Annotated in this window: 21 protein-coding genes and 2 tRNA genes; 19 read left to right on the top strand and 4 right to left on the bottom strand. The window is 64.4% G+C overall.

Features of this window, described 5'->3' with window-relative positions:
- Positions 1 to 49: 49 nt before the first annotated feature.
- Positions 50 to 2341: a primary-amine oxidase gene (gene tynA, locus CEJ45_RS01215; protein ID WP_088753431.1), complete on the bottom strand. Its 2292-nt coding sequence runs from the start codon at positions 2339 to 2341 to the stop codon at positions 50 to 52.
- 243 nt (positions 2342 to 2584) lie between these two features.
- Positions 2585 to 3706, bottom strand: a complete 1122-nt coding sequence (locus tag CEJ45_RS01210) for a porin (protein WP_088753430.1) — start codon at positions 3704 to 3706, stop codon at positions 2585 to 2587.
- 292 nt (positions 3707 to 3998) lie between these two features.
- Between CEJ45_RS01210 and CEJ45_RS01205 the strand changes: the two genes are divergently transcribed.
- The 5 genes from CEJ45_RS01205 (at position 3999) to CEJ45_RS01185 (ending at position 8490) form a co-directional block, all read left to right on the top strand.
- Positions 3999 to 5132, top strand: coding sequence for an MlaE family ABC transporter permease (locus CEJ45_RS01205; RefSeq protein WP_088753429.1), 1134 nt, complete (start codon positions 3999 to 4001; stop codon positions 5130 to 5132).
- Entirely contained in the window at positions 5126 to 5956 is an 831-nt protein-coding gene (locus tag CEJ45_RS01200) for an ABC transporter ATP-binding protein (protein ID WP_088753428.1), read from the top strand. The genes CEJ45_RS01205 and CEJ45_RS01200 overlap by 7 nt, the downstream gene beginning before the upstream one ends.
- The gene (locus tag CEJ45_RS01195) at positions 5956 to 6873 is read left to right on the top strand and encodes an MlaD family protein (protein WP_088753427.1); all 918 of its coding nucleotides are present in this window, start codon (positions 5956 to 5958) and stop codon (positions 6871 to 6873) included. The genes CEJ45_RS01200 and CEJ45_RS01195 overlap by 1 nt, the downstream gene beginning before the upstream one ends.
- Complete coding sequence (locus tag CEJ45_RS01190; protein ID WP_088753426.1) at positions 6870 to 7472, top strand: ABC-type transport auxiliary lipoprotein family protein; 603 nt, start codon at positions 6870 to 6872, stop codon at positions 7470 to 7472. Before CEJ45_RS01195 ends, CEJ45_RS01190 begins: the two co-directional genes overlap by 4 nt.
- A 100-nt stretch (positions 7473 to 7572) precedes the next feature.
- Positions 7573 to 8490 (top strand): LysR family transcriptional regulator, encoded by a 918-nt coding sequence (locus CEJ45_RS01185; protein WP_088753425.1) that lies wholly within the window; start codon positions 7573 to 7575, stop codon positions 8488 to 8490.
- A 16-nt stretch (positions 8491 to 8506) separates the two neighbouring features.
- Here the strand turns inward: CEJ45_RS01185 and CEJ45_RS01180 are convergent, their stop codons facing one another.
- Together CEJ45_RS01180 and CEJ45_RS01175 are read right to left on the bottom strand one after the other, a co-directional pair.
- Positions 8507 to 9247, bottom strand: coding sequence for an LrgB family protein (locus CEJ45_RS01180; protein ID WP_088753424.1), 741 nt, complete (start codon positions 9245 to 9247; stop codon positions 8507 to 8509).
- The gene (locus tag CEJ45_RS01175) at positions 9247 to 9627 is read right to left on the bottom strand and encodes a CidA/LrgA family protein (protein ID WP_088753423.1); all 381 of its coding nucleotides are present in this window, start codon (positions 9625 to 9627) and stop codon (positions 9247 to 9249) included. The genes CEJ45_RS01180 and CEJ45_RS01175 overlap by 1 nt, the downstream gene beginning before the upstream one ends.
- A 304-nt stretch (positions 9628 to 9931) precedes the next feature.
- Here CEJ45_RS01175 and CEJ45_RS01170 point away from each other — a divergent pair, with 304 nt between their 5' ends.
- From CEJ45_RS01170 to CEJ45_RS01105, 14 genes are all read left to right on the top strand, one after another.
- The gene (locus CEJ45_RS01170) at positions 9932 to 10900 is read left to right on the top strand and encodes a hypothetical protein (RefSeq protein WP_088753422.1); all 969 of its coding nucleotides are present in this window, start codon (positions 9932 to 9934) and stop codon (positions 10898 to 10900) included.
- Between the two features lie 125 nt (positions 10901 to 11025).
- Positions 11026 to 11580, top strand: coding sequence for a YbhB/YbcL family Raf kinase inhibitor-like protein (locus tag CEJ45_RS01165; protein WP_088753421.1), 555 nt, complete (start codon positions 11026 to 11028; stop codon positions 11578 to 11580).
- Positions 11581 to 11587: 7 nt separating this feature from the next.
- Entirely contained in the window at positions 11588 to 12409 is an 822-nt protein-coding gene (locus tag CEJ45_RS01160) for a helix-turn-helix transcriptional regulator (protein WP_088753420.1), read from the top strand.
- A 199-nt stretch (positions 12410 to 12608) separates the two neighbouring features.
- Positions 12609 to 13040, top strand: a complete 432-nt coding sequence (locus CEJ45_RS01155; protein WP_088753419.1) for a hypothetical protein — start codon at positions 12609 to 12611, stop codon at positions 13038 to 13040.
- A gap of 265 nt (positions 13041 to 13305) precedes the next feature.
- Positions 13306 to 13797, top strand: a complete 492-nt coding sequence (locus CEJ45_RS01150; protein ID WP_088753418.1) for an MgtC/SapB family protein — start codon at positions 13306 to 13308, stop codon at positions 13795 to 13797.
- 11 nt (positions 13798 to 13808) lie between these two features.
- Positions 13809 to 14126 (top strand): YnfA family protein, encoded by a 318-nt coding sequence (locus CEJ45_RS01145; protein ID WP_088753417.1) that lies wholly within the window; start codon positions 13809 to 13811, stop codon positions 14124 to 14126.
- 414 nt (positions 14127 to 14540) lie between these two features.
- A complete protein-coding gene (locus tag CEJ45_RS01140; RefSeq protein WP_088753416.1) occupies positions 14541 to 15848 on the top strand; it encodes an MFS transporter in 1308 nt (435 codons plus the stop codon).
- Between the two features lie 11 nt (positions 15849 to 15859).
- Entirely contained in the window at positions 15860 to 18433 is a 2574-nt protein-coding gene (gene nirB / locus CEJ45_RS01135) for a nitrite reductase large subunit NirB (RefSeq protein WP_088753415.1), read from the top strand.
- Positions 18434 to 18459: 26 nt separating this feature from the next.
- On the top strand, positions 18460 to 18822 hold the full coding sequence (nirD, locus tag CEJ45_RS01130) for a nitrite reductase small subunit NirD (RefSeq protein ID WP_088753414.1): 363 nt from the start codon (positions 18460 to 18462) through the stop codon (positions 18820 to 18822).
- A 1-nt stretch (position 18823) separates the two neighbouring features.
- Positions 18824 to 20047, top strand: a complete 1224-nt coding sequence (locus CEJ45_RS01125) for an NAD(P)/FAD-dependent oxidoreductase (protein WP_088753413.1) — start codon at positions 18824 to 18826, stop codon at positions 20045 to 20047.
- A gap of 40 nt (positions 20048 to 20087) precedes the next feature.
- Complete coding sequence (locus CEJ45_RS01120; protein WP_088753412.1) at positions 20088 to 22865, top strand: nitrate reductase; 2778 nt, start codon at positions 20088 to 20090, stop codon at positions 22863 to 22865.
- Positions 22866 to 22933: 68 nt separating this feature from the next.
- Positions 22934 to 23010 (top strand) — tRNA-Pro (locus CEJ45_RS01115).
- A gap of 95 nt (positions 23011 to 23105) precedes the next feature.
- Positions 23106 to 23182, top strand: a tRNA-Arg gene (locus CEJ45_RS01110).
- A gap of 444 nt (positions 23183 to 23626) precedes the next feature.
- On the top strand, positions 23627 to 24124 hold the full coding sequence (locus tag CEJ45_RS01105; protein WP_088753411.1) for a DUF4440 domain-containing protein: 498 nt from the start codon (positions 23627 to 23629) through the stop codon (positions 24122 to 24124).
- Positions 24125 to 24146 lie beyond the last annotated feature (22 nt).

The following is a 24146-nucleotide window of genomic DNA, read 5'->3' as shown; positions in this document are numbered from 1 at the left end:
GACCGTCGGCCCGAAGCAGACGGTCAAGCTTTGCCGGCTTGGGGAAGCCTTATTTCTTCTTGTTCAGGCCGAGGGTGGGCGTCTCGTCGAAGAAGTTCCAGGGCTTCAACAGGACGTGCACCCATTCGGTGGGCATGATGGGCCACTCTTCGGCACGCGCCACGTGGGTGGTGCCGGTGGTCAGCCAGACCACATCGTCCTGGTTGACGATGGACTGGTTGTCCTTGATGAAGGCGCCCAGGCCGGTATCTTCATGGGAGCGGTTCGGATACTTGCCTTCCGGGAAGCGCTGCTGCGGGTCATAGCGGGTCACCCACAGTTGGCGGTCCATGAAACTCAGGCGCTTGTTGAGCCATTCATCCGGCGAGAAGTTGGCGCCCTTGGCAATGGGGTGCGTACCGCCCGCGTAGGGGATCAGTTGGTAAGACACGGGATTGCCGACCTTGTTGAACTTGTTCGGGTTGCTCAGCAGGCGGATGGTCGAGGCATCGAATTTCTGCGCCGCCTGCTGCTCGGTATCGGCCGTGCGCTGTACGGTCTGCATGGTGCTGCTGCGCGGGCCGCTGCGGGTGTTGGGCAAGACTACCGGATCGACTTCGGTCAGCGAATTGCTTTCCCCATCGATATCCAGGTCGAGACGGAAGTTGTAGATATGCTGGTGCGTGGTGCCGACGATGTTGTGATCGATCAGCGTGCCGTAGCGGGTATCCTCGGCCGCGCTGGCGTCACGCATGGTCGAGGACTTCACGCCCTTGACCGCCTCGATGCCGGTGGCGCCGGCATTGATGCCGATGGTGCCATTCTCGGCAAAGACCCAGTCGAAGATGTAGTCATAGTTGCCGACCGTGCTGATCCAGCGGATCACCAGCTCGCGCCGCTCCACCGACAGATTGGGCTGGCCGTATTCCTGGTGCTTGAATTCCGGACCGGCATAGCGTTCGAAGACGCCGATGGCGCGCGGGATGGTACACGGCTTGCCACTGGTGTCGGCCAGGGTGGCATCGAGCAGCACCACGTTGTCGGGTGCATCCTTGCCGCGCTCGATGGGCGAAGTCAGGGTGCCCATGCCGTATTCGCCCGAATCCAGGTAGGCCTTGAAATACCAGCCCACGTCCGGATCACCATAGGGCACGATCATGCCGCCCAGCGAACCCTCGTACATGATCTGGCGCTTCTTGCCGTGGTCGTTGTAGGTGACGGTCGAGAACATCAGGCCCACGCGCGAATCCAGCTTGAAATGCATCTCCCAGTTGCGCCAGCGCAGGGTATTGCCGGTGATGGTGTAGTTCTTGCCCTCGGGCTCGCTGATGTCCAGCGGCTTGGGCGGCGGGACCAGTGCGCGGCCGCTGCCGTCGTAGCCGGTCGGCTTCATCGGCACCGGGATGACGCCGTTGTCTTCGATCTTGATGACCTTCTTCTGCACCAGGTCGACCACCGCCACCAGGTTCTCGATAGGGTGCGCCCAGTAATTGCCGTCGCCCACATCCAGGTAGCTGACCACCTTGAGCAGGCGGGCATCTTCCTGCAGGGCATCCTTGCCGCCGAAGTAGCCCACGGTCAGCGGAGTGGCTACCACCTTCTTGATATCGGTGATGCCGCGCTTGGCCAGCGCCTGGGCGTAGTCGGTGCTGGTCTCCATGGCATTCTGGACGGTGGCGAAATCATCCACCAGCACCATGCCGTGCACCCCGGCCTTGGGCTCCCAGCGGGTCACGCTGCGCTGGCCCAGGTCCACCGTGCCTTCGATGACCTGGCTGCCATCGAGCAAGGTGAAATCGGCGCGCCGCGCAAAGGCCAGGCCGCGTTCGCCGAGGGCGAATTTCCAGACCTGCTCCTTGGGCGCTTCGGCCACCGTGATTTCGGTAAAGCGATAGGACGGCTGCCAGCGGCCGCTGGCCTTCAAGACGTCCAGCGTGGCATTGATCTCATCGGCGCTGAGCGGATTGAGCGGATGCGGTACCGATTCGATCTGGAAAGTCTTGTCCAGGCTGGGCGCAAAGACGGTGTTGATGAATTCATCCGAGACATAGGGCTGCCCGTTCTTCATCACCAGCGGCACCGGCAGTTTGACCGGCTGGCCGTTGACCAGCGCGGTCGCGGCACGCGGCTTGACGCGCACGGTCACGCTGTTGCGCTGGATGGTCCACAGGCCTGCATAGGCATCCCAGCGCACGGTAGCGCCGAAATCCTCCAGGGTCTTCTTGAGCGGCAGCATGTGCGCGGCCGCACCATGGGCGGCCGCCGGCAACGGCGCCAGCAAGGCAGTGGCCAGGCCGGCTGCGGAGAGCGTGGTCAGGAGCGCCTGGTGCAGCAGGCGCAAACGGAAACGAGTGGAGGTCATGGTCGGGACGTGTCGGTGTGGAACGGGTGTGATGGATTATTGCGTTCCCGTTGCGCACCGGTGTAGCCCGATTTGGCAAACCTGCGCGCTGCACGACGCGCTGGCGCTCGCGCAGCCTGCGTTCTCCTCCCGAATACGCCGTTTCCGCGCCCGTGATGGGCCCGGACCGCAGCGCTCAAAAGCAAAACAGCCCCCGCACTGCGGAGGCTGTTTTGCCATTTTCGGCTATGTTTTTCGGCGCGCTCAGAACTTGTGCCGCAGCCCGATGCGCAAGACGTTCTGGCTGCTGTCGTCGGCCGGTGCCGACGAATAGGCCGCGCTGATGACGCCGGGATTGAGCACGTCGCTGGCCGACTGGCGGCTGGCCATGGCATAGAGGTCGGTGCGCTTGCTGAAGAAGTAATCGACGCCGACATTGAACTGCGTGGTGTGCCCGCGCGTAGCGCCGCCGTTGGCGCGGGACAGGTCGGCGCGGTCATGGATGACGCTGCCCAGCAGGTGCAGCTTGGCATCGAGCGCATAGTCGACACCGACATCGAAGACATTGGCGCGCGTGGCGGTGGTGATGGCCACCAGGCCGCTGGCAGCCAATGGCTGCTGGGTCGGACGACGCACCTGCGACCAGGCGGCGAACAGTTTGGCCGGCCCGGCCTGGTAGCTGGCGCCCAGGGTGAAGGTCTTCAGGTCGGTATCACCGGCATTGGAGGGCGGCGTATCGGCCGCCAGCTTGCTCTGGTAATAGGCGGCACCGATACCGGCGTTGCCGTTCTTGTAGTTGGCCCCGACCCCGAAGGCTTGTCCTGCCGACGTCTTGCCGGCGACCTCGCCGAAACCATAGAAGAGGCTACCGGTGAATCCGCCCATGTCCGCCGTATCGAAGCGCAGGGAATTGCTGGTACGCGCCCCGGTCAGGCGATCAAGGCTGTTGAAGTGGCCGGCGCGCACCCCGCCACCACCGAAGATCTGGAAGGAGCTGTATTGCAGGCCGATTTCTTCCAGGTAATCGGTCTGGCGGCCGATGGTCAGCGTACCGAGATGGCCGCTCAGGCCGACGACCGACTTGCGGTCGAACAAGGTGCCGGGCGTGGCCATGGCGCCGTCGTCGGCGGAAAAGCCGTTTTCGAGCTGGAAGATGGCAGCCAGTCCGCCGCCCAGCTCCTCCCGGCCGCGAAAGCCGATGCGCGATGCCATGGCATCGCCCGAATCGACACTGACGCGGCTGTTGTTGCCGGCACCGACCTTGCTGGTATAGACCAGGCTCATGTCGATGACGCCATAGACGGTGACACTGGAAGCCTGGGCCTGGGCAGATTGACTGGCGTTGAGCAGTCCCAGGGCGGAAAGGGTAAAGATGAGTTTTTTCATGAGAAGCGCGCCGCACGCGGCATGGTGCAGAAAACGTCAAACCAGCCCCGGTGCTTTCTGCCGGTGGAGGGAGGAGGATGGCACTGGCCGGGTCCAGGGAGAGCACATGGTAGGAGCCGCTCCGCCCAGCGGCAATTACCTCTTGGGATAGTGCCCGCGCGGGTCATAGCGGCTGGCGCGAAGCCTGTGCCCATGCCATACTTGCCGCGGCCCGCTGACGCTTTTTGCGCAGTGGTGCGCAAGTTCGGTACACTGCCCTCTTCCAACCTTGCCCTTGCCGGCCTGACCTGATTTGAACAACGCCGCCACCTTCCGCCTCGAACCGTCCAGCCCGCCTGTGCTGCACGTGGAGGGCGACTGGACCTTGCGCAACTACCGCGCGCTGTCGCGCCAGATCGCGCAGCAGCGGCCGACGGCAGGCGATGAACTGGTGCTGACGTTTTCTGCACTGACCGCCTTCGATACCGTGGGGGCCAAGCTGCTGGTGGACTTGCTGGGCGTACCGGCGGCCTTGCGCCAGACCGGCGAAAGCAGCGACCTGCCGCACGCCTGGCGGGGCCTGCTGGCCGCCGTCGCCGAGGCCAAGGCCATCGCCATGCCCAAGGCCGCCCCGCCGCCGCAGGCCTGGATCACCGACATGCTCGAACGGGCCGGCGTGGCCACGCTCAACCTGCGCGCCTGTTCGCGCGGGCTGCTGGGTTTTGCCGGCTTGTGCCTGCAGACCCTGGCGGCGTCGTTCTGGCGCCCCTCGCGCTGGCGCTTTACGGGCGTGGTGGCCCAGGTCGAGCAGACCGGGCTGGATGCGGTACCCATCGTCTCCCTGCTCACTTTCATGGTGGGCGCCGTGGTCGCCTTCCTCGGCGCCACCGTGCTGGCCGACTTCGGGGCCAGCCTCTATACGGTGGACCTGGTGGCCTTCTCCTTCCTGCGCGAGTTCGCCGTCCTGCTGACGGCCATCCTGATGGCGGGGCGTACCGCCAGTTCATTTACGGCGCAGATCGGCTCAATGAAGGCCAACGAGGAAATCGATGCCATCCGCGCGCTCGGGCTGGACCCGATCAACCTGCTGGTCCTGCCGCGCATCATCGCGCTGCTGATCTCCATGCCCATTCTCACCTTCATCGCCATGATGTCGGGCCTTTTCGGCGGTGCCATGGTGTGTGCGCTGTCACTGGACATCAGCCCGACCATGTTCCTCTCGCTGCTGCAACAGGATGTGGGCATCCGCCACTTCGTGCTGGGCATGGTCAAGGCCCCGCTGTTTGCCTTCGTGATCGCCATCATCGGCTGCAATGAAGGCTTCAAGGTCAGCGGCAGCGCCCAGTCGGTGGGCCAGCACACCACCTCCAGCGTGGTGCAGTCGATCTTCGTGGTGATCCTGCTGGATGCACTGGCGGCCCTGTTCTTCATGGAGATGGGATGGTGACCCCGGTGCGCGAAGACCGCGCCACGGAGGCGATCATCGACGTGCGCGGCCTGCGCAACCAGTTCGGCCCCCAGGTGGTGCACGACCAGCTGGACCTGCAGGTTCGGCGCGGTGAGATCCTGGGCGTGGTGGGTGGTTCCGGGACCGGCAAGTCGGTCCTGCTGCGCAGCATCGTCGGATTGCAACGTCCTGCGGCCGGACAGGTGAAGGTGTTCGGACAGGATCTGTCGGCGTTGTCGACCGACGCACGGTCGCAGTACGAGCGGCGTTTCGGCGTACTGTTCCAGCAGGGCGCGCTGTTCTCTTCACTGACCGTGCTGGAAAACATCGCCCTGCCCCTCACCGAATACGGCGGGCTCGATGCCGATGAGGCGCGCGGCGTCTCGGCCATGAAGCTGGCGCTGGCGGGCCTGCCCATTGCCGCCGGCGACAAATATCCGGCAGAACTCTCGGGCGGCATGATCAAGCGCGCCGCACTGGCCCGCGCGCTGGCGCTGGATCCGGACATCCTGTTCCTGGACGAACCGACTGCCGGCCTCGACCCCATCAGCGCGGCCGCCTTCGACCGCCTGATCCTGACCCTGCGCGATGCGCTGGGCCTGACCGTGTTCCTGGTCACCCATGACCTGGACACCCTCTATGCCATCTGCGACCGTGTCGCCGTGCTCTCGGCCAAGCGCGTTCTGGTGGCCGACCGCATCGAGGCCGTGGCGGCCTTCGATGATCCGTGGATACAGCAATACTTCCAGGGCCCGCGCGGACGGGCCGCCAGCCAGGCCGCACTGCGCGCCTCGGCCACCCCAACGCATCAAGGAAACGCCTAATGGAAACGCGTGCCCATCACGTCCTCATCGGACTCTTCACGATCCTGGTCGCCCTGGCGGCGCTGGTGTTCTGCCTGTGGCTGACCAAGGTCGGGCAGGACCGCGACGTCGACTACTACACGGTCATCTTCAACGAGGCGGTCAGCGGACTCTCGCGCGGTAGCCCCGTGCAGTACAGCGGCATCAAGGTGGGCGACGTGGTCGGCCTGAGCCTGGACCCGGCCGACCCGCGCAAGGTGCGCGCGCGCATCCGCGTGACCGGCAAGGCGCCCATCAAGGAAGACACCGGCGCCAAGCTGGCCCTGGCCGGTATCACCGGTACCGCGCTGATCCAGCTGACCAATGGCTCGCCGCAGAGCCCGCGACTGGAATCCAAGGACGGCAATGATCCCATCATCATCGCCTCGCCCTCGCCGCTGAGCTCCTTGCTCTCCAACGGTGAAGACCTGCTCTCCAACGTCAACGAGGTGCTGCTCAATGCCAAGCAGTTCCTCGCCCCCGAGAACGCCCGGCGCCTGAACCAGACCGTGGCGCACCTGGAACAGCTGACCGACACCTTGGCCAACCAGCGCGGCAATGTCGGCACGGCCATGCAGGAACTGGCGGCCGCTGCGCGCCAGGCCAACCTGGCCATGCAGTCGGCCAACCAGCTGCTGGCCACGCGCGGCAATGACGCCATGGGCAACCTGCAGCAGGCCATGCGTTCGCTGGCAGCCAGCAGCCAGCAGATCGAGAAGCTGATCCAGCAGAACCAGGCGGCGCTCAACAACGGCGCCCAGGGGGTGGCCGAGATCGGCCCGGCCATTACCGAGCTGCGCAGCACCCTGGCCTCGGTGCGGGCCATCAGCCGCAAGCTGGAAAGCAATCCCGGCGGTTACCTGCTGGGCCAAGACAATCTCCAGGAATTCAACCCATGATGACCCCGCTCCTGCGCTCCGCCCTGGTGGCCGCCAGCCTGGCCCTGACGGCGTGTTCCATCCTGCCCAAGGCTGATCCGCTGGCGGTCTATCGGCTGCCGCCGCTGGCTTCCGCCGCCGCCCCTGTCTCCGCCAGCCCTTACCGTGCACTGCGCATCGCCACGCCGACGGCCAGCCGCAGCATCGACAGCGAACGCATCCTGGTGCTGCCCGAAGGCGACGTGGTCAAGTCCTATGCCGGCGTGCGCTGGAGCGACCCGGCGCCGCAACTGCTGCGCGACCGCTTGCTGGACGCCTTCCAGGCCGATGGACGCTTCCCGCGCCTGTCCGGCGACAACGCCAACATCGCCGCCGAGGTGGAACTCAATGGAGCGCTGCTGGCCTTCCAGACTGAATATCGCAACGGCCAGCCCAAGGTGGTGATCGTCTACGAGGCCCGCCTGGTCGACACCTCCACCCGCCAGCAACTGGCCGCGCGCCGCTTTGCGGTGGTCGAACCGGTGGCCGGCAGCAAGGTACCGGAAGTGGTCAGCGCCTTTGGCAGCGCCTCGGCGCGCTTGGCGGGCGACGTCGTGGCGTGGGCCGCCACGGTGCGATGAACGAATTTCCCCGGCGCGCCATTATCCGAACGTAGCATGGGCAAGCGCGCGCACCTGTGGCAGTCTGCACGGTATTTTTCTTGCAAATCGGAAGGCAGCCATGGACAAGTTGCAAGCGATGGAAACCTTTGTCGCCGTCGTCGAAAGCGGCAGCTTCGTGGCTGCCGTGGATGTGACCGGCCAGTCCAAGCCGGCGGTCTCGCGGCAGGTATCGGAGCTGGAACAGTTCTTGGGCATCCGCCTGCTCCACCGCACCACGCGGCGGCTCTCGCTGACCGATGAAGGGCGCGTCTACTTCACGCGCTGCAAGGAATTGCTGGAATCGATCCAGGATGTGGAGAGCGAAGTCGGGCTCAATTCCGACCAGGCCTGCGGCCGGCTGCGCATCGGCGCACCGCAGGATTTCGGCGTCGAGCAACTGGCCCCGCTGTGGGGCAAGTTCACCGAACAGAATCCGCTGATCACGCTCAACATCACCCTGTCGGATCGCACCATCGACCTGCTTGAAGAAGGATTCGACATGGCCATCCGCATCAGCACCCTGGGTGACAGCCGCATGGTGGCGCGTCCCCTGGCGCCGGTGCGCATGATCGCCTGCGCTTCGCCGGCCTTCCTGGAGCGGCACGGCACGCCGGTGAGTCCGGCGGAGCTGCGCGATTTTCCCTTCATTTCCTACAGCTACCGCAACGGCGGCGACGAGTGGCATTTCAAGCACGTGCACGGCGACACCTGCCAGGTACGCGTGCGCTCCACCGTCTACGTCAACAACGGTGCCACCTGCCGCGCCATGGCCATTGCCGGCCAGGGTATCGCGATCCAGCCGGACTTCATCGTCAATGCCGCGATCCAGTCCGGTGAACTGGTGGAATTGTTCGAGGGCTGGAGCACCGGGGAACAACTGGTGGTGCACACCCTCTACCCGACCCGCACCCACCTGCCGCCCAAGGTGCAACGCATGCGTGATTTCCTGGTGGAGCAGTTCAAGGTACCGCCATGGTGCCCCAAGCCCGCCGTATAAATCATTTAGTCCTTTTTCAGTGCCCGGTCCAACGCAGCAACAGCGGCATCAGGACCGGCACCAGCACGGCCGTGAAGACGCCATTGAGGCCCATGCCCAGTCCGGCGAAAGCGCCCATCTCGGCGCTGACCTGCAGCGCCCGCGCCGTACCGATGCCATGCGAGGCCACGCCCAGCGCGAAGCCGCGCACGGGATGGCTGTCGATGCGCAGGAAGTTCAGGACGTAGCGCGCCAGCACCGCGCCCAGGATGCCGGTGCAGATCACCAGCACGGCGGTCAGCGAGGGCAGGCCGCCGAAGCGTTCCGCGATGGCCATCGCAATGGGAGTGGTGGCGGACTTGGGCGCCATGGAGATGAGGATGTCGCGCGAGGCCCCCATCGCATAGGCGATGCCGACGGCCGAGACCACCGCCGTCACCGACCCGGCGGCCAGCCCCAGCATCAGCGGCAGCACGGCGCGGCGGAAGTTGTGCCATTGCTTGTAGAGCGGCATGGCCAGGGCGACCGTGGCGGGGCCGAGCATGAAGTGGACGAATTGCGCGCCCTCGAAATAGGTCTTGTAGGGGGTATGCGTAATGGCGAGGATGCTGACCACGATGGCGATGGCGATCAGGACCGGGTTGGCCAAGGGGTTGTAACCCAGGCGGCGATACACCCACAACGCGAAAAGATAGGCCACCAGCGTGGTCGTCAACCCCAGCAGCGGCGAGGCGGCGAGGTAGACCCAGACATCGGAGAGGCGTGCCAGGCCGTGCATCAGCGCGACTCCTCATCGTCAGGCGCCTGCCGTGCGCCGGTAAAGCGCTTCATCGCCGCGTTGGTCACCAGCGCGCCGACGGCGATGGCCAGCACCGTGCTGACCACCAGCGCCACCACGATGGCAGGAAGATCGCCTTTGAGCTGACCGGCGGCGGCGATCACGCCCACGCCCGCGGGCACGAACAGCAGCGACAGGTGCTGCAGGATGCCCCAGGAGGTCGGCTCCATCATCTGCGCCAGACGGGGTGAAGAGAGAAAGGCGATCAGCAGCAGCAGCGTGCCGATCACCGGACCGGGAATGGGCAGGCCCAGCAATTGCGCGGCGCCTTCGCCCAGGCATTGGAAGACCAGCAGGATGGCTAGGGGGGTGAGGTTCATGGGAACTCGCTCAGAATAGGGAAGCGCGATCATTATAAAAGCTTGACTGCCTCCGCCATCCCGGTCAGTAGGCGCCAACCAGAGAGGCGGCTGGCGAAAGCGCTGTGCAGTCTCGTGGCTGAGCCTGGTGCACCGGAACATATGGCGCTCGCTGAAGCTGACAGCGGCGCAACGGGACGCTGCGCCTCCGTTACATCCCGTTACGTTTGTGAATCATCTTCCCATGGTGCATGCAGGCCGGGCCGACCATCATCCTGCCTTTGCCGCACCAGGCGCGAGTTTGCGGCCGCGCCCCTGCTCTTCCATGGACATCGTCTACCTGCACAGCCCCATCACCTATTCCATCGCCCGGCAACTGCAGCGCGAGGGAGAACTGCGCGCGCCGCTGGTGGTATGCGGACGCGGCATGCAATGGGAGGGAGCCTTTGCCAGCGTCATCGACGACGGCATCTGGGATCTGGCCCGCACGGTAGCGTTCCTGGATGCAATGGTGGCGGCCTTGCCTGCCACCTTCACGCCCCTGCGCCTCTTCGTGCCGCACACCGGCTACCTGCTGGGCAAGCTACTCAAGCTGGCGGCGGCGGTGCAGAGCGTGTGCTACCTGGAAGAAGGCAATACCTCCTGCAATCCCCTGCTGGCGGCGCCGGCACAGAGTGCCACCGTCGATGCCACCGCGCTGCTGCACATGCTGCAAGCCAGACCCGTGCTGATGCAGCGCCTGGGACTGACGCCGCAAGCCATCCTGCAAATCAATGCGGTGCCCGCCATCTGGTTCGACGCGCACCATCCGAAATATGGCGGCGCTTACCGCGTCTCACCGCAAGCCTTTCCGGGCCTGCCAAAGGTGCGCACGGTCAGCCTGGCACCGCAGGGGGCCCTGGGGCAAGAGCAGCGCCACTGGCTGTGCTTCCTGCCCAACATCATCAACATGGTGGCGCGCTGCGGCCAGCACAGCGAAGAGGCCCAGCGCAACCTCCATGGCCTGATGAGTTCGCTGCGCACCATGCAGGCGCTGGTGGCCAGCCAGCATGCACGGCTGGTGATGAAATTCCACCCGGTCGATGAGGCCAATCTCAATCCGCAGTTCAAGCAGCAGTTCTACGGTTTCGGCCTCAGCTACCCCAGCTTCGCCGCACAGCAAGCCATTGACGCGCAGCTGGAACCGGCGCTGTTCGATTTCACCCGCTTCATCGTCATCAATGAATCGGCCGCCAGCCGTTATGTCGAACTGTTCCAGGGACTGGACTTGCTGATTTCGCTGAACCTGTTCTGACAGCGCCACCCGCAAGCCGGTTTGCGCCTTGACGCTTTCTGCACCGAGGCTGACGTTTTCTGCACCATGCGCCGGATATGCGTCTTCTACCATGGGCGCTCCTCAACCTTGACCGGAGCGCATGCATGTCTTCTTCCCGCCTTTCCGTGGCCGCACTGGCCCTGACGTTTTCTGCACTGTCGGCACAGGCCGCCGACTTCACCGTCAGCAGCCGCGACATCCAGGACGGCCAGGCCCTCTCCAACGCGGAAGTCTTCAATGGCTTCGGCTGCAGCGGCCTGAACCGCTCGCCGCAGCTGTCCTGGTCCAACGCGCCGGCTGGCACCAAGAGCTTCGCCGTGACCGTCTATGACCCCGATGCGCCCACCGGCAGCGGCTGGTGGCACTGGACCGTGTTCAACCTGCCGGCCTCCACCACCAGCCTGCCGACCGGCATCAATGCGCAAGGCCATGGCCTGCCCGCAGGTGCGGTGCAAGGCCGCACCGATTTCGGCGGCAGCAGTTTCGGTGGCGCCTGTCCGCCGGCAGGGGACAAGCCGCACCGCTATCAATTCGTCATTTGGGCACTGAATACCGAAAAATTGCCACTGGATGCGCAAGCCAGCGGTGCTATGCTCGGCTTCTTCCTCAATGCCTCGGCCCTTGGCCAGGCCAGGCTGACCGCCACCTACGGACGTTGATTCCCGCATGCAAAGTGACATCGCCATCCTGCCCTTCGCCCATGGCACGGGCCCCACGCTGACCCGCATCCGCGCCCGCCACGAACAGCAGCTGCGCCAGGTCTTCATCGGCCTGGCCAGCATCTGCCACGTGCGCCAGGGCAAGAAGCGCCTGCAATGGGGCCATCGCCAGCTGCTGTGCGGACAGGATGTGCTGGTGCTCTTGGCCGCTGGCACCCAGGTCAATGTGGCCAACCTGCCCAAGGGGGGCGAATACGCGGCCGACATGGTGTCGCTGCCGCCGGCGCTGGTGGAGCGTTTCCGCCTGCACTACCCCGGCCAGGGCGTGCAGGCGCGCGAGGCCAGTGCGGTCAGCAGCGTGAAGCAGGAGGCCGACACCCTGCGCGCCTGGCGGCACCTGCAGGACTGCATCCGCGAAGAAGCAGCGGTCGAACTGCAATGCCAGGCCGCAGAAGGCCTGTTGCTGGCGCTGAGCCTGCGCGGTGCCATCGGCGGCCTGCTGCGCGAACGCGGCGACGCCATCAGCCATCACATCGAACAGCACCTGCTGATGCTGGCGCCCGAAGAACGCAGCCTGGAGCGCGTAGCCGAAGCGTTTCATTGCAGCGTCTCGACCCTGCGCCGGCGCCTGGCGCGCGAGCAGACCGGCTTTCGGGAGCTGCTCGACAAGGTGCAGCTGGGACTGGCACTGGACCAGCTGCAGGCCTCCTCCTTGCCCATCGCCGACATCGCCTCGGCCTGCGGCTATGACTCGCCCTCGCGTTTTGCGATGCGCTTTCGCCAGCATTACGGGATCAGTCCCAGCGAACTGCGGCAGACCCTGGCTTGAGGGCATGCACGCCGGCCGCCGCGTGATCAAAACGGCGTGATGGACTGCGTGGCTCAACAACAAGCACCGTCATCCGGGTACGAAAGCACCGACACGCGATTGAAACTGCGTCCGACTGCCCGTCTTCGGTGCAGGACCTAGTATGTCTCCAACGGCTCGCGATGGCGGGACGCCCCCACAACAACCCAAGGAGATCTCCATGTCCAAACCGACTTTGAAATTGCTCGGCACCGCCCTCGTGGTCGCCGCCTTCAGCACCGGCGCCTTCGCGCAGAATTCGGGTGCCAGCGGTGGTGCAGCAGGTGCGGGTGCCGCCGGCTCGGGCGCAACGGGCGCTACCGGCGGGCAGATGGCGCCCAACAACAGCGCCACCGACACCGGCAGCTCTTCCTCCGGCAAGAGCATGCGCAACCACAACAAGTCGGACAAGAGCAGCAGCCAGAAGTCCCGCTCCGGCAACAACCCCAATTCCACTGACATGAAGGGCGGCCCGCTGGGCACCTCCCCGGGCGGCAATGGCGGCCCTGGCGGCGGCTCCGGTGGCACTGGTGGCACCGGTACGGGTGCGGGCGGTGCAGCCGGCGGCAGCGGCACCGGTGGTGCCGGCGGCGCTGGCGGCTCGGGTTCCTGATCCATTGCGGCACACCGATGGGCGCATCGCTCTTTCCAGGCAGTTGATGTCTCCGCAGTACCTGTTTTTCCTGTTGTCTCCGTTGTTTGCTGTTGTTTGATGCTTGAGCGCAGCATGGCGCAGCGCAAGCCTCCCGCCATGCCTGATTTGCCCCGTCGAAGTTGACGGGGCTTTTTTATGCGTGTGACGCAGGACCGGACGGAGGATGAAAAAGCGGTGGACCGCAAGGTTACAATGTCGCCCTCGATCACTGCATCCGCCTCCCATGACCGACCATCTGGAAATCTTTTACCGCCTGCTCTTCGCCATGCTCATCGGCTGCGTCATCGGCATCGACCGCAACCTGCGCGGCAAACCGACCGGCATGAAGACCCTGGGCCTGGTGGCGCTGGGGGCGGCGCTGGTCACCATGGCCGCCATGGATTTCTCGATGGAGTCCGACGTGCATAGCCGCGACGCGGTCAGCCGCGCCATCCAGGGCGTGATCACCGGCATCGGCTTCCTCGGTGCCGGGGTGATCATCCATGAACAGCGCAGCGAAAAAGTCCGCGGCCTGACCACGGCGGCCTCGATCTGGGTCACCGCTGCAGTGGGCATCGTTTGCGGAGCTGGCTGGTGGCGCGTGGCGCTCATTGCGACGGGATTGATCCTGCTGCTGTTCGTGGTAGGCCGGCCGCTGGAGCACTTCCTGCATCGCCAGTGGCTGCGCAAGACCGACGACGAGCGGGCCGACATCAGCGCTCGCGAAGAAGACTGACGAACGCACCGATGAAAACGGTTTTCCTCTATCTCTGCACGGCCTTGGCCGAAATCGTCGGCTGCTATCTCCCTTATCTCTGGCTCAAGCAGGACCGCAGCGCCTGGCTGCTGCTACCGGCCGCCGCCAGCCTGGCCCTGTTCGCCTGGCTGCTGACGCTGCATGAGGCCGCTTCCGGGCGCGTCTATGCAGCCTATGGCGGGGTCTACATCGCCGTGGCCATGCTGTGGCTGTGGGCCGTGGACGGCGTGCGGCCCTCGGGTTGGGATTGCGCCGGGGTGGCCGTGGCGCTGGCGGGCATGGCGCTCATTGCCTTCCAGCCGCGATAAGCGTTGCTCGTCCCTGCCCTGTGCACACGGGATATCCCTGCGGCAACAGATACCTCAGCGTCTTCACTTGCCCCGGCCTGCACACCCACGCACTGTTACGATGCGCCGCACCACGAACGCGCAGCACGCACCGGGATACATCATGCAATGATATATATCGGTGATCCGGCACAGCGCCGAGGTTGCGCCTGATGTCCGCTCACTCCCTGCAAAGCCGCTCCCCGCCTGCCACTGCACCAAAAACCTCCGCCTGGCACGGCCTTTGCTCAATGTCCATCAGGATCAAGGACGATCCACCACTTTGATGCCGATCTAACGATGGATCTGCAATGCATACGGACAATGGCGTCCGCTTGAAACGAGGCAAGGCCTCGGATTCGAGCGGACGCCTTTTTGTTTTTACGGGACCCCGACATGAGCAAATCCAATCGTATCGCGCTGTTCTCCCTGGGCACGCCCCAGATGCGCGCCTTCCACCTGACCTGGATGGCCTTCTTCGTCTGCTTCTTCGCCTGGTTCGCCTGCGCGCCGCTGATGCCGGTCATCAAGGGTGAATTCCACCTTACCCCCGGCCAGATCGCCAATATCAACATCGCCGCCGTGGCCGTGACCATCCTGGTGCGCCTCATCATCGGCCCCATGTGCGACCGCTTCGGCCCGCGCAAGGCCTATACCGGCCTGCTCCTGGCCGGTGCCGTACCGGTGATCGGCGTGGCCTTCGCGCAGACCTACGAGAGCTTCCTGTTCTTCCGCCTGCTCATCGGTGCCGTCGGTGCCAGCTTCGTCATCACCCAGTACCACACCTCGGTCATGTTCGCCCCCAACGTGGTCGGCACGGCCAATGCGGCCACGGCTGGCTGGGGCAATGCGGGCGGCGGCGTGGCACAGGGCGTGATGCCCCTGCTGATGGCCGCCATGCTGATGCTGGGCGTCTCGCAAGGCTGGGGCTGGCGCGCCGCGCTGCTGGTGCCGGGCGTACTGATGCTGGTGATGGCCGCGCTCTACTGGCGCTTTACCCAGGACTGCCCGGAAGGCAACTATGACGAACTGCGCGCCGCCGGCGTGACCATCGAAAGCGGCAAGCGCGGCGGCTGGGCCAGCTTCCGTGCAGCGGCCGCCAACTATCGCGTGTGGATGCTCTTCATTACCTACGGTGCCTGCTTCGGCGTGGAGATCTTCATCCACAACATCGCCGCCATCTACTACGTGGATCACTTCCAGCTTTCGCTGGAGTCGGCCGGTATCGCTGCTGCCAGCTTCGGCCTGCTGGCGCTGTTTGCCCGCGCCCTGGGCGGCTACATCTCGGACAAGGTGGCCCTGCGTGGCGGCCTGAACCGCCGCGCCACCCTGCTCTTCGTGATGATGCTGGGCGAAGGCCTGGGCCTGCTGTGGTTCGCCCATGCCGGCAGCGTGGTGGCCGCCGTCATCGCCATGCTGTGCTTCGGCCTGTTCACCCACATGGCCTGCGGCGCGACCTATGCGCTGGTGCCCTTCATCGACCGCAAGGCACTCGGCGGCGTGGCCGGCATCATCGGTGCCGGTGGCAACGTCGGTGCAGTGGCCGCGGGCTTCCTGATGAAGGGCCTGGGCAACACCCAGCAGACGCTGTCGATGCTGGGCGTGCTGGTGACCATTTCGGCACTGTGCGCAGTGGCCATCCGTTTCACCGCGTCGGACAAGAGCGGCGATGCCGCCCTGGCCGACAGCAAAGTTGCAGCCTGAGGAGAGCACCCATGAACATCATCGTCATCGGCCACGGCATGGTCGGCCACAAATTCCTGGAATGCCTGGCGGAAAGCGGCGCAGGCGACCTCAAGGTCACCATCCTGTGCGAAGAACCGCGCCCGGCCTACGACCGCGTGCACCTCTCCGAATTCTTTGCCGGCAAGAGCGCGCAAGACCTGTCGCTGGTGGCGCCCGGTTTCTTCGACGCCGGCCGCAGCCCGGTGCAGTTCGATCTCAAGCTCAACGCCAAGGCCCAGCACATCGACCTGGAACGCAAGCAGGTGGTGGTCAATGTGGCCGGTGCGGAAGAGACCCTGTCCTATGACAAACTGGTACTGGCCACCGGCTCCTATCCCTTCGTGCCGACGGTGGCGGGCAACCAGCGCAAGGATTGCTTCGTCTATCGCACCATCGAAGACCTGGAGGCGATGCTGGAATGCGGCAGCCGTTCCAAGAGCGGCGTGGTCATCGGCGGTGGCCTGCTAGGCCTGGAATGCGCCAAGGCCCTACGTGACCTGAAGCTGGAAACCCACGTGGTCGAATTCGCGCCGCGCCTCATGGCGGTGCAGGTCGATGAAAGCGGTGGCCGCATCCTGCGCCAGAAGATCGAGGAACTGGGCGTGACCGCCCATACGCAAAAGAACACGGTCGAGATCGTCGATGGCAAGCAGCACACTCATCGCATGAATTTCGAAGATGGCTCGCACCTGGAAACCGACATGATCGTCTTCTCCGCCGGCATCCGCCCGCGTGACGAACTGGCGCGCCAGGCGGGCCTGAAGGTGGGCGACCGGGGCGGCATCGTCATCGACAACAGCTGCCTCACGTCCGACGCGGCCGTGTATGCCATCGGCGAATGCGCGCTGTGGAACGGCAAGATCTTCGGCCTGGTCGCCCCGGGTTACGACATGGCCCGCACTGCCGCCAAGCACCTGCTCTCGCACCGCGATGAAGCCATCGAAGTACCGGCCTTCAACGGTGCCGACATGAGCACCAAGCTCAAGCTCATGGGCGTGGACGTGGCCAGCATCGGCGATGCGCACGGCAAGGAAGCCGGCAGCCGCTCCTACCAGTTCACCGACGAGCGCAAGCAGATCTACAAGAAGATCGTGGTCTCCGAATCGGGCAAGCACCTGCTGGGCGCGGTCATGGTGGGCGATGCCGCTGAATACGGCACGCTGCTGCAGATGATGCTCAACAAGATCGAGCTGCCGGAGTCGCCGGAATTCCTGATCCTGCCGCAATCCGACGGCAAGGCAAAACCGGGCCTGGGCGTGGACGCCCTGCCGGAATCGGCGCAGATCTGCTCCTGCAACAACGTCTCCAAGGGCCAGCTGTGTGCGGCGGTGGCCTCGGGCGTCACCAATATCGGCGACCTGAAGGCTTGCACCAAGGCCGGCACCGCCTGCGGCGGCTGCGTGCCGCTGGTCACCCAGGTGATGAAGGCCGAGATGAAGAAACAGGGCCTGGCCGTCAACAACCATGTCTGCGAACACTTCCCCTACTCGCGCCAGGAAATCCACCACTTGGTGCGCGTGGGCCAGATCAAGAGTTTCGATGAACTGCTGGCCAAGCACGGCAAGGGTCTGGGCTGCGATGTCTGCAAGCCGATGGTGGCCAATGTGCTGGCTTCGCTGTGGAACGACTTCGTGCTCAAGAAGGAACACGCCGGCCTGCAGGATTCCAACGACTACTTCCTCGGCAACATCCAGAAGGATGGCACCTACTCGGTGGTGCCGCGCATGGCCGGCGGCGAAGTCACGCCCGATGGCCTGATCGCGGTCGGCCAGATCGCCAAGAAATACGGCCTCTACACCAAGATCACCGGCGGCCAGCGCGTGGACCTCTTCGGTGCCCGCGTGGACCAGCTGCCTGACATCTGGGAAGAACTGATCGCCGCCGGTTTCGAGACCGGCCACGCCTACGGCAAGTCGCTGCGCACCGTCAAATCCTGCGTCGGCTCGACCTGGTGCCGTTACGGCGTGGGCGACAGCGTGGGCTTCGCCGTGCGCCTGGAAAACCGCTACAAGGGCCTGCGCTCGCCGCACAAGATCAAGTTCGGCGTCTCAGGCTGCACCCGCGAATGCGCCGAAGCGCAGGGCAAGGACGTGGGCATCATCGCCACCGACAAGGGCTGGAACCTGTACGTCTGCGGCAATGGCGGCATGAAGCCGCGCCATGCGGAACTGATCGCTTCCGACCTGGATGAAGAAACCTTGACCCGTTACGTGGACCGCTTCCTGATGTTCTACGTGCGCACGGCAGACCGCCTGCAACGTACCAGCACCTGGCGCGAGAACCTCGAAGGCGGGCTGGACTACCTCAAGAGCGTGGTCATCGACGACAAGCTGGGCATCGCCGCCGAGCTGGAGACCGAGATGCAGCGCGTGGTCGACACCTACCAGTGCGAATGGAAGAAGGCCGTCACCGATCCCGAAACGCGCAAGCGCTTCCGCCACTTCGTCAACAGCAAGGCGGCCGACGGCAACATCAAGTTCGTCGAGGAACGCGGGCAGATCCGACCGGCCACGGTGGCCGAGAAGAAGCTGCTCGATATTCCCGTCGTCGTCGAGACCGTCTGAACATCAGGAAACATCAGGAGCCCGGCATGCACAGCGACCAACAAATCAAGCACTGGACCCCCGTCTGCGAACTGGCCGAGATCGTCCCCAACACGGGCGTGGCCGCGCTGATCGGCGACCAGCAGGTAGCCATCTTCCACGTCATCGACCACAGCCAGGGCGCGCCGCAGCCGCGCGTCTTCGCCATCGGCAACTATGATCCCAATGCCCAGGCCGCCGTGCTCTCGCGCGGGCTGGTGGGCAACCTGGGCGAACGCATCGTGGTGGCCTCGCCGATCTACAAGCATCACTTCGATCTCACCACCGGGCAGTGCCTGGAGGAACCTGCCAACTCGGTACCCGCCTGGCCGGCGCGCATCGACGAAGGCAAAGTCTGGATCGGTGGCTGAGATGACGACCGCCAAGCCCTCGCTGGTCGTGGTCGGCAATGGCATGGCCGGCATGCGCACGGTGGAGGAGCTGCTCAAGCTTGCACCGGATCTCTACGACATCACCGTTTTCGGTGCCGAGCCGCATGGCAACTACAACCGCATCATGCTCTCGCCGGTACTGGCCGGCGACAAGAGCATCGATGACATCATGCTCAACCCGCGCGCCTGGTATGACGAACACGGCATCACCCTGCATGCGGGCGACCCGGTGGTGCAGATCGACCGCCGCCAGCGCACCGTCCACGCGCAATCCGGTCTGGCCGTGAAATACGACCGCCTGCTGCTGGCCACCGGCTCCACGCCTTTCATCATCCCGGTGCCGGGCCATCAACTGCCGGGCGTGATCGCCTTCCGCGACATCCAGGACGTGGACACCATGCTGCAAGCCGCGCGCACCCATCGCCATGCGGTGGTGATCGGCGGCGGCCTGCTCGGGCTGGAAGCGGCCAATGGCCTGATGCGCCAGGGCATGGAGGTGACCGTGGTGCACGTCACGGACGCGCTGATGAACCAGCAACTGGACAAGCCCGCTGCCGCCCTGCTGAAAAAGGCGCTGGAAGACAAGGGCCTGCGCTTCCTGCTCAATGCCCATACGGAAGAAATCATCGGCCCGGATCGCGTCACCGCCGTGCGCTTCAAGGATGGCAGCAGTGTTCCGGCTGACCTGGTGGTGATGACGGCGGGCGTGCGCCCCAACATTGCGCTGGCCAAGTCGGCAGGCTTGCATTGTGAACGCGCCATCATCGTGGACGACACCTTGCAGACCTACGACCCGCGCATCTATGCCGTGGGCGAATGCGTGCAGCACCGCAAGGCCACCTTCGGACTGGTGGCCCCGATCTGGGACCAGGCTCGCGTCTGCGGTGCGCACCTGGCCGGTGCCGGTCATCGCCGTTACGTGCAGCAGGCCACGGCGACCAAACTCAAGGTGACCGGCGTGGACCTGTATTCGGCCGGCGATTTCATCGGCGGTGAAGATACCGAAGACCTGGTGGTACGCGACCCGCGCCGCGGCATCTACAAGCGCCTGGTATTGCGTGGCTCGCGCCTGGTCGGCGCAGTGCTGTATGGTGATGTCAAAGATGGACCGTGGTACTTCGACCTGATCCAGAGCGGCCGCGACATCAGTGCCTTCCGGCGCGAACTGCCGTTCGGACAGGCCATGTGCCAGCATGCTGCCTAGCCTTCACGGCGAACACGGCAATTAGTAACAGAGGATACCAATGAACCTTGCACAGACCCCGCTGGCCCTGGCCGTGGCCACCACCTCGACCACCTGCCCCTACTGCGGCGTGGGCTGCGGCGTGACGGCTTCGCTGAAGGACGATGGCCGCATCAGCGTGCAGGGCGACGCGCAGCATCCGGCCAACTTCGGCCGCCTGTGCGTGAAAGGATCGGCCCTCGCGGAGACGGTGGACCTGGATGGCCGCCTGCTGCATCCGCAAGTACGCGATGCGCAAGGCGCATTGCAGCAGGTCTCCTGGGACCAGGCGCTGGAGCAGGTGGCGAGCAAGTTCTCGGCCGTCATTGCCGAACATGGTCCGGATGCGGTCGCACTCTATGTCTCGGGACAATTGCTGACCGAGGACTACTACATCGCCAACAAGCTCATGAAGGGCTACATCGGCAGCGCCAACATCGATACCAATTCACGGCTGTGCATGTCCTCGGCCGTAGCCGGCCACAAGCGCGCCTTCGGTGAAGACCTGGTGCCGGTCTGCTACGAAGACCTGGAACTGGCCGACCTGATCGTGCTGGTCGGCTCCAATGCCGCGTGGTGCCATCCCATCCTCTTCCAGCGCATCGCCAAGCTCAAAGAAACCCGCCCTGCCCTGCGCCTGGTCGTGATCGACCCGCGCCGCACCGCGACCTGCGAACTGGCGGACCTGCACCTGCCCGTCAAGGCGGGCACGGATGTGTGGCTCTTCAATGGTTTGATGAGCTACCTCGCCCATCGCGGCCTGCGCGACAACGCCTTCATCGCCGCGCACACCAAGGGCTTCGAGGAAGCGCTGGCGGTGGCCGATGCCGAGTGCGCCGATCCGGCCACGGTAGCGCGCATCTGCAAGGTGGATCTGCAAGACCTGCTGGCCTTTTACGAAGCCTTTGCCGAGACGGAGAAGGTGGTCACTGGCTTCTCCATGGGCGTGAACCAATCCTCGGTCGGCACTGACAAGGTCAACAGCATCATCAACTGCCACCTGGCCACGGGCCGCATCGGCAGGCCCGGCATGGGCCCCTTCTCCATCACCGGCCAGCCCAATGCCATGGGCGGGCGCGAGGTCGGCGGCCTGGCCAACATGCTGGCCGCACACATGGACCTGGACCAGCCCTTGCATCGAGAGATCGTGCAAGGCTTCTGGCAATCCCCGCGCATCGCCGACAAGCCGGGCTTGAAGGCCGTGGACATGTTCCGCTCCATCGAGGAGGGCCGCATCAAGGCGGTGTGGATCATGGCCACCAATCCGCTGGTGAGCCTGCCCGATGCCGACCTGGTGCAGCGAGCGCTGCAGAAGTGCGAGCTGGTGGTGTCTTCCGACGTCATCACGCAGACCGATACCAATGCGCTGGCCCACGTGCTGCTACCGGCGCTGGCCTGGGGCGAGAAGGACGGGACGGTCACCAATTCCGAGCGCCGCATTTCGCGGCAGCGGGCTTTCCTCACGGCACCGGGCGAGGCGCGCGGTGACTGGCAGATCATCTGCGAGGTCGCGCGGCGCATGGGCTTTGCAGGATTTGATTTCGATGGCCCGCAGGCGATCTTTGATGAACATGCACGGCTTTCCGCGTATCGCAATGGCGAAGCCGATGCCGGGGGTGCACAGCGCGCACGCCGCGTCTTCAATCTCTCCGGCCTGACGGGGATGGACAAGGCTGCCTATGACGCGATGGCGCCGATCCAGTGGCCGGTGCAGCGCTTGTCCGATGGCAGCATCAGCGGCACGGCACGGGTACTGGAAGATCATCGTTTCACCCACGCTGATGGCTGCGCGCGTTTTGTGCCGACCGCACCGCGCACGCCGGGCCACGCCGTTTGCGAGGATTACCCGCTGATCCTCAACACCGGCCGCGTGCGCGACCACTGGCACACCATGACGCGCACCGGCAAGTCAGCCACGCTGGCCAGCCATATACCTGAATCCTTCATCGACCTGCACCCGCAGGATGCGCTGCTCTATGGCGTGCGCGAAGGCGGCCTGGCGCGCATCAGCAGCCGCTGGGGTGCGATGGTGGCGCGCGTGCAGCATGGTGGCGGCATCCCGCGTGGCAATGTATTCGTGCCGATCCACTGGAACGGTCAGTCCGCCTCCGATGCGCGCGTGGGAGCGGTGGTCAATCCGGTGGTCGATCCGGTCTCGGGCGAACCGGAGTTCAAGCACACGCCGGTAGCCATCGAAGAATTCCGCGTGGGCTGGCATGGTTTCATCCTCACGCGCCATGCGCTGGACCTGGATGACATTACCCATTGGACGCGCGTGCAAGGCCGCGACTTCGTGCGTTATGAACTGGCCGGCCGCAATCACATCAGCGACCACACCGCTTGGGCAAGGGCGCTCCTGGGCGTGCAGGCCGACGATGCGGACTGGCTGGAGTATGAAGACCTGAGCGACGGCAGTTATCGTGCGGTGCACGTGGTCGATGATCGCATCGACATGTGCCTGTTCATGTCGGCGCGCCCTGACCTGCCCTCGCGCTCGTGGCTGGCGGGACTGTTTGCCAAGGACAAGCTGGAAGAAGCCGACCGCGTGGGCCTGCTCGTGGGTCAGCCCATCGAGAAAGGTGCTGACGCCGGGCCGACGGTGTGTTCGTGTTTTGGTGTGGGGCGCAACACCATCTGCAACGCGATCCGTGCGCAGGGATTGACGGAGGTCAGCCAGGTGACGGCGTGTGTGAAAGCGGGCGGCAATTGCGGCTCGTGCGTGCCGGAGATCAAGAAGCTGATGGTGGAGATCCGGGTGCAGGGCGAGGCCGAAGCACGGGAGCGGGAGACGGCGGCTTAGGGTCTTGTTTGAAGAATTTGCATTCTTTGTTGACCATTTGAAAGGGATGCTGCTATTATCTCGCTTCTCGGAGTGTAGCGCAGCCCGGTAGCGCACCTGGTTTGGGACCAGGGGGTCCAAGGTTCGAATCCTTGTACTCCGACCACTCATCAAAAACGGGCTGTCTGTGACAGCCCGTTTTCTTTTTCTGGATCGTTGGCGGTAGCGCATCGGCGCAGCATCACCGCCAGCCACGCCGAACTGCCCTTAGCTCAACTGGATAGAGCAATGGCCTTCTAAGCCATAGGTCGGGGGTTCGAGTCCCTCAGGGCAGGCCAGTCTTGCTTCTATTTCCTGACTCCTTCAAAACAGACTTGATGATGCGTTGAATTGGCGGCACTCGCATCTTCAGCCGCTCCCTGCTTTTCTTTCTTTTGAATTCGTCCGAATAAACTTTCTTTGATCCAGCGCAGCACGGCAGGAACACCTCAGTCATTTCCCAACCGTGAATACCAGTAACACGGGATTTGAACGCTCTTTTCCTGCAAATGCGCCTGGTCTCACTCGCTTACCATCCGGTAGACGTCAATTGCTCGAGATGGCCGATCAGGCAACCATCACTGCCCTAACGTTCTGCGTACCCGTCGCGCTGCAGGTCAGATTGATGCAGTATTTCCTGCTCTCGCAACCGGCTCATCATTCCGCGAAACGACAGGAACAACTGGGACAGATGCCCGGCTCACCGCGAATCACCTGTACAGATCAACAATAATGGGGGAAATATGAAAACAATCCTTTCCGCATCAGCCTTGGCACTCATCCTCACCGCCTGCGCCTCGACCCCGTCGAGCAAACCCGCTCCCGACCTGCCCTTTGAGGGCCCCGGCAACGGCATGGTGTGCAAATCAACCACAGGCAAAGAAATCGCCAGCCTCTTCGACCGCTGGAATGCCTCACTGCAAACGCTCGATCCCGAAGCCGTCGCCGAAAACTACGCACCGCGCTCCCTGCTCTTGCCCACCGTGTCCAACAAGCCGCGGTTCACCAACGAAGAGCGCATCGATTATTTCGAGCACTTCCTCCACAACAAGCCCGTCGGCAAGATCGACCAGCGCTGGCTCTGGATAGGATGCAACACCGCCATCGATGCCGGCCTCTACAGCTTCACCTTCGGCACCACCGGCCAGGTCGTGCATGCCCGTTACAGCTTTACCTATGAATGGAATGGCAGGGAATGGCTGATTACCAGCCATCACTCGTCAGGCATGCCGGAGAAGTGAGAACGCTGCGATTCAGGACGGT

This window comes from Herbaspirillum aquaticum (assembly GCF_002213425.1).
Classification (GTDB): Bacteria; Pseudomonadota; Gammaproteobacteria; order Burkholderiales; family Burkholderiaceae_D; genus Herbaspirillum; species Herbaspirillum aquaticum.
The sequence above is the reverse complement of the archived record's forward strand: the minus strand, read 5'-3'. Positions and strand labels throughout refer to the sequence as shown.

Coding starts and splice junctions, on each gene's coding strand:
- tynA (WP_088753431.1), bottom strand. CDS start 2,341: ATGACCTCCACTCGTTTCCGTTTGCGCCTGCTGCACCAGGCGCTCCTG.
- CEJ45_RS01210 (WP_088753430.1), bottom strand. CDS start 3,706: ATGAAAAAACTCATCTTTACCCTTTCCGCCCTGGGACTGCTCAACGCC.
- CEJ45_RS01200 (WP_088753428.1), top strand. CDS start 5,126: ATGGTGACCCCGGTGCGCGAAGACCGCGCCACGGAGGCGATCATCGAC.
- CEJ45_RS01195 (WP_088753427.1), top strand. CDS start 5,956: ATGGAAACGCGTGCCCATCACGTCCTCATCGGACTCTTCACGATCCTG.
- CEJ45_RS01190 (WP_088753426.1), top strand. CDS start 6,870: ATGATGACCCCGCTCCTGCGCTCCGCCCTGGTGGCCGCCAGCCTGGCC.
- CEJ45_RS01185 (WP_088753425.1), top strand. CDS start 7,573: ATGGACAAGTTGCAAGCGATGGAAACCTTTGTCGCCGTCGTCGAAAGC.
- CEJ45_RS01180 (WP_088753424.1), bottom strand. CDS start 9,247: ATGCACGGCCTGGCACGCCTCTCCGATGTCTGGGTCTACCTCGCCGCC.
- CEJ45_RS01175 (WP_088753423.1), bottom strand. CDS start 9,627: ATGAACCTCACCCCCCTAGCCATCCTGCTGGTCTTCCAATGCCTGGGC.
- CEJ45_RS01170 (WP_088753422.1), top strand. CDS start 9,932: ATGGACATCGTCTACCTGCACAGCCCCATCACCTATTCCATCGCCCGG.
- CEJ45_RS01165 (WP_088753421.1), top strand. CDS start 11,026: ATGTCTTCTTCCCGCCTTTCCGTGGCCGCACTGGCCCTGACGTTTTCT.
- CEJ45_RS01160 (WP_088753420.1), top strand. CDS start 11,588: ATGCAAAGTGACATCGCCATCCTGCCCTTCGCCCATGGCACGGGCCCC.
- CEJ45_RS01155 (WP_088753419.1), top strand. CDS start 12,609: ATGTCCAAACCGACTTTGAAATTGCTCGGCACCGCCCTCGTGGTCGCC.
- CEJ45_RS01150 (WP_088753418.1), top strand. CDS start 13,306: ATGACCGACCATCTGGAAATCTTTTACCGCCTGCTCTTCGCCATGCTC.
- CEJ45_RS01145 (WP_088753417.1), top strand. CDS start 13,809: ATGAAAACGGTTTTCCTCTATCTCTGCACGGCCTTGGCCGAAATCGTC.
- CEJ45_RS01140 (WP_088753416.1), top strand. CDS start 14,541: ATGAGCAAATCCAATCGTATCGCGCTGTTCTCCCTGGGCACGCCCCAG.
- nirB (WP_088753415.1), top strand. CDS start 15,860: ATGAACATCATCGTCATCGGCCACGGCATGGTCGGCCACAAATTCCTG.
- nirD (WP_088753414.1), top strand. CDS start 18,460: ATGCACAGCGACCAACAAATCAAGCACTGGACCCCCGTCTGCGAACTG.
- CEJ45_RS01125 (WP_088753413.1), top strand. CDS start 18,824: ATGACGACCGCCAAGCCCTCGCTGGTCGTGGTCGGCAATGGCATGGCC.
- CEJ45_RS01120 (WP_088753412.1), top strand. CDS start 20,088: ATGAACCTTGCACAGACCCCGCTGGCCCTGGCCGTGGCCACCACCTCG.
- CEJ45_RS01105 (WP_088753411.1), top strand. CDS start 23,627: ATGAAAACAATCCTTTCCGCATCAGCCTTGGCACTCATCCTCACCGCC.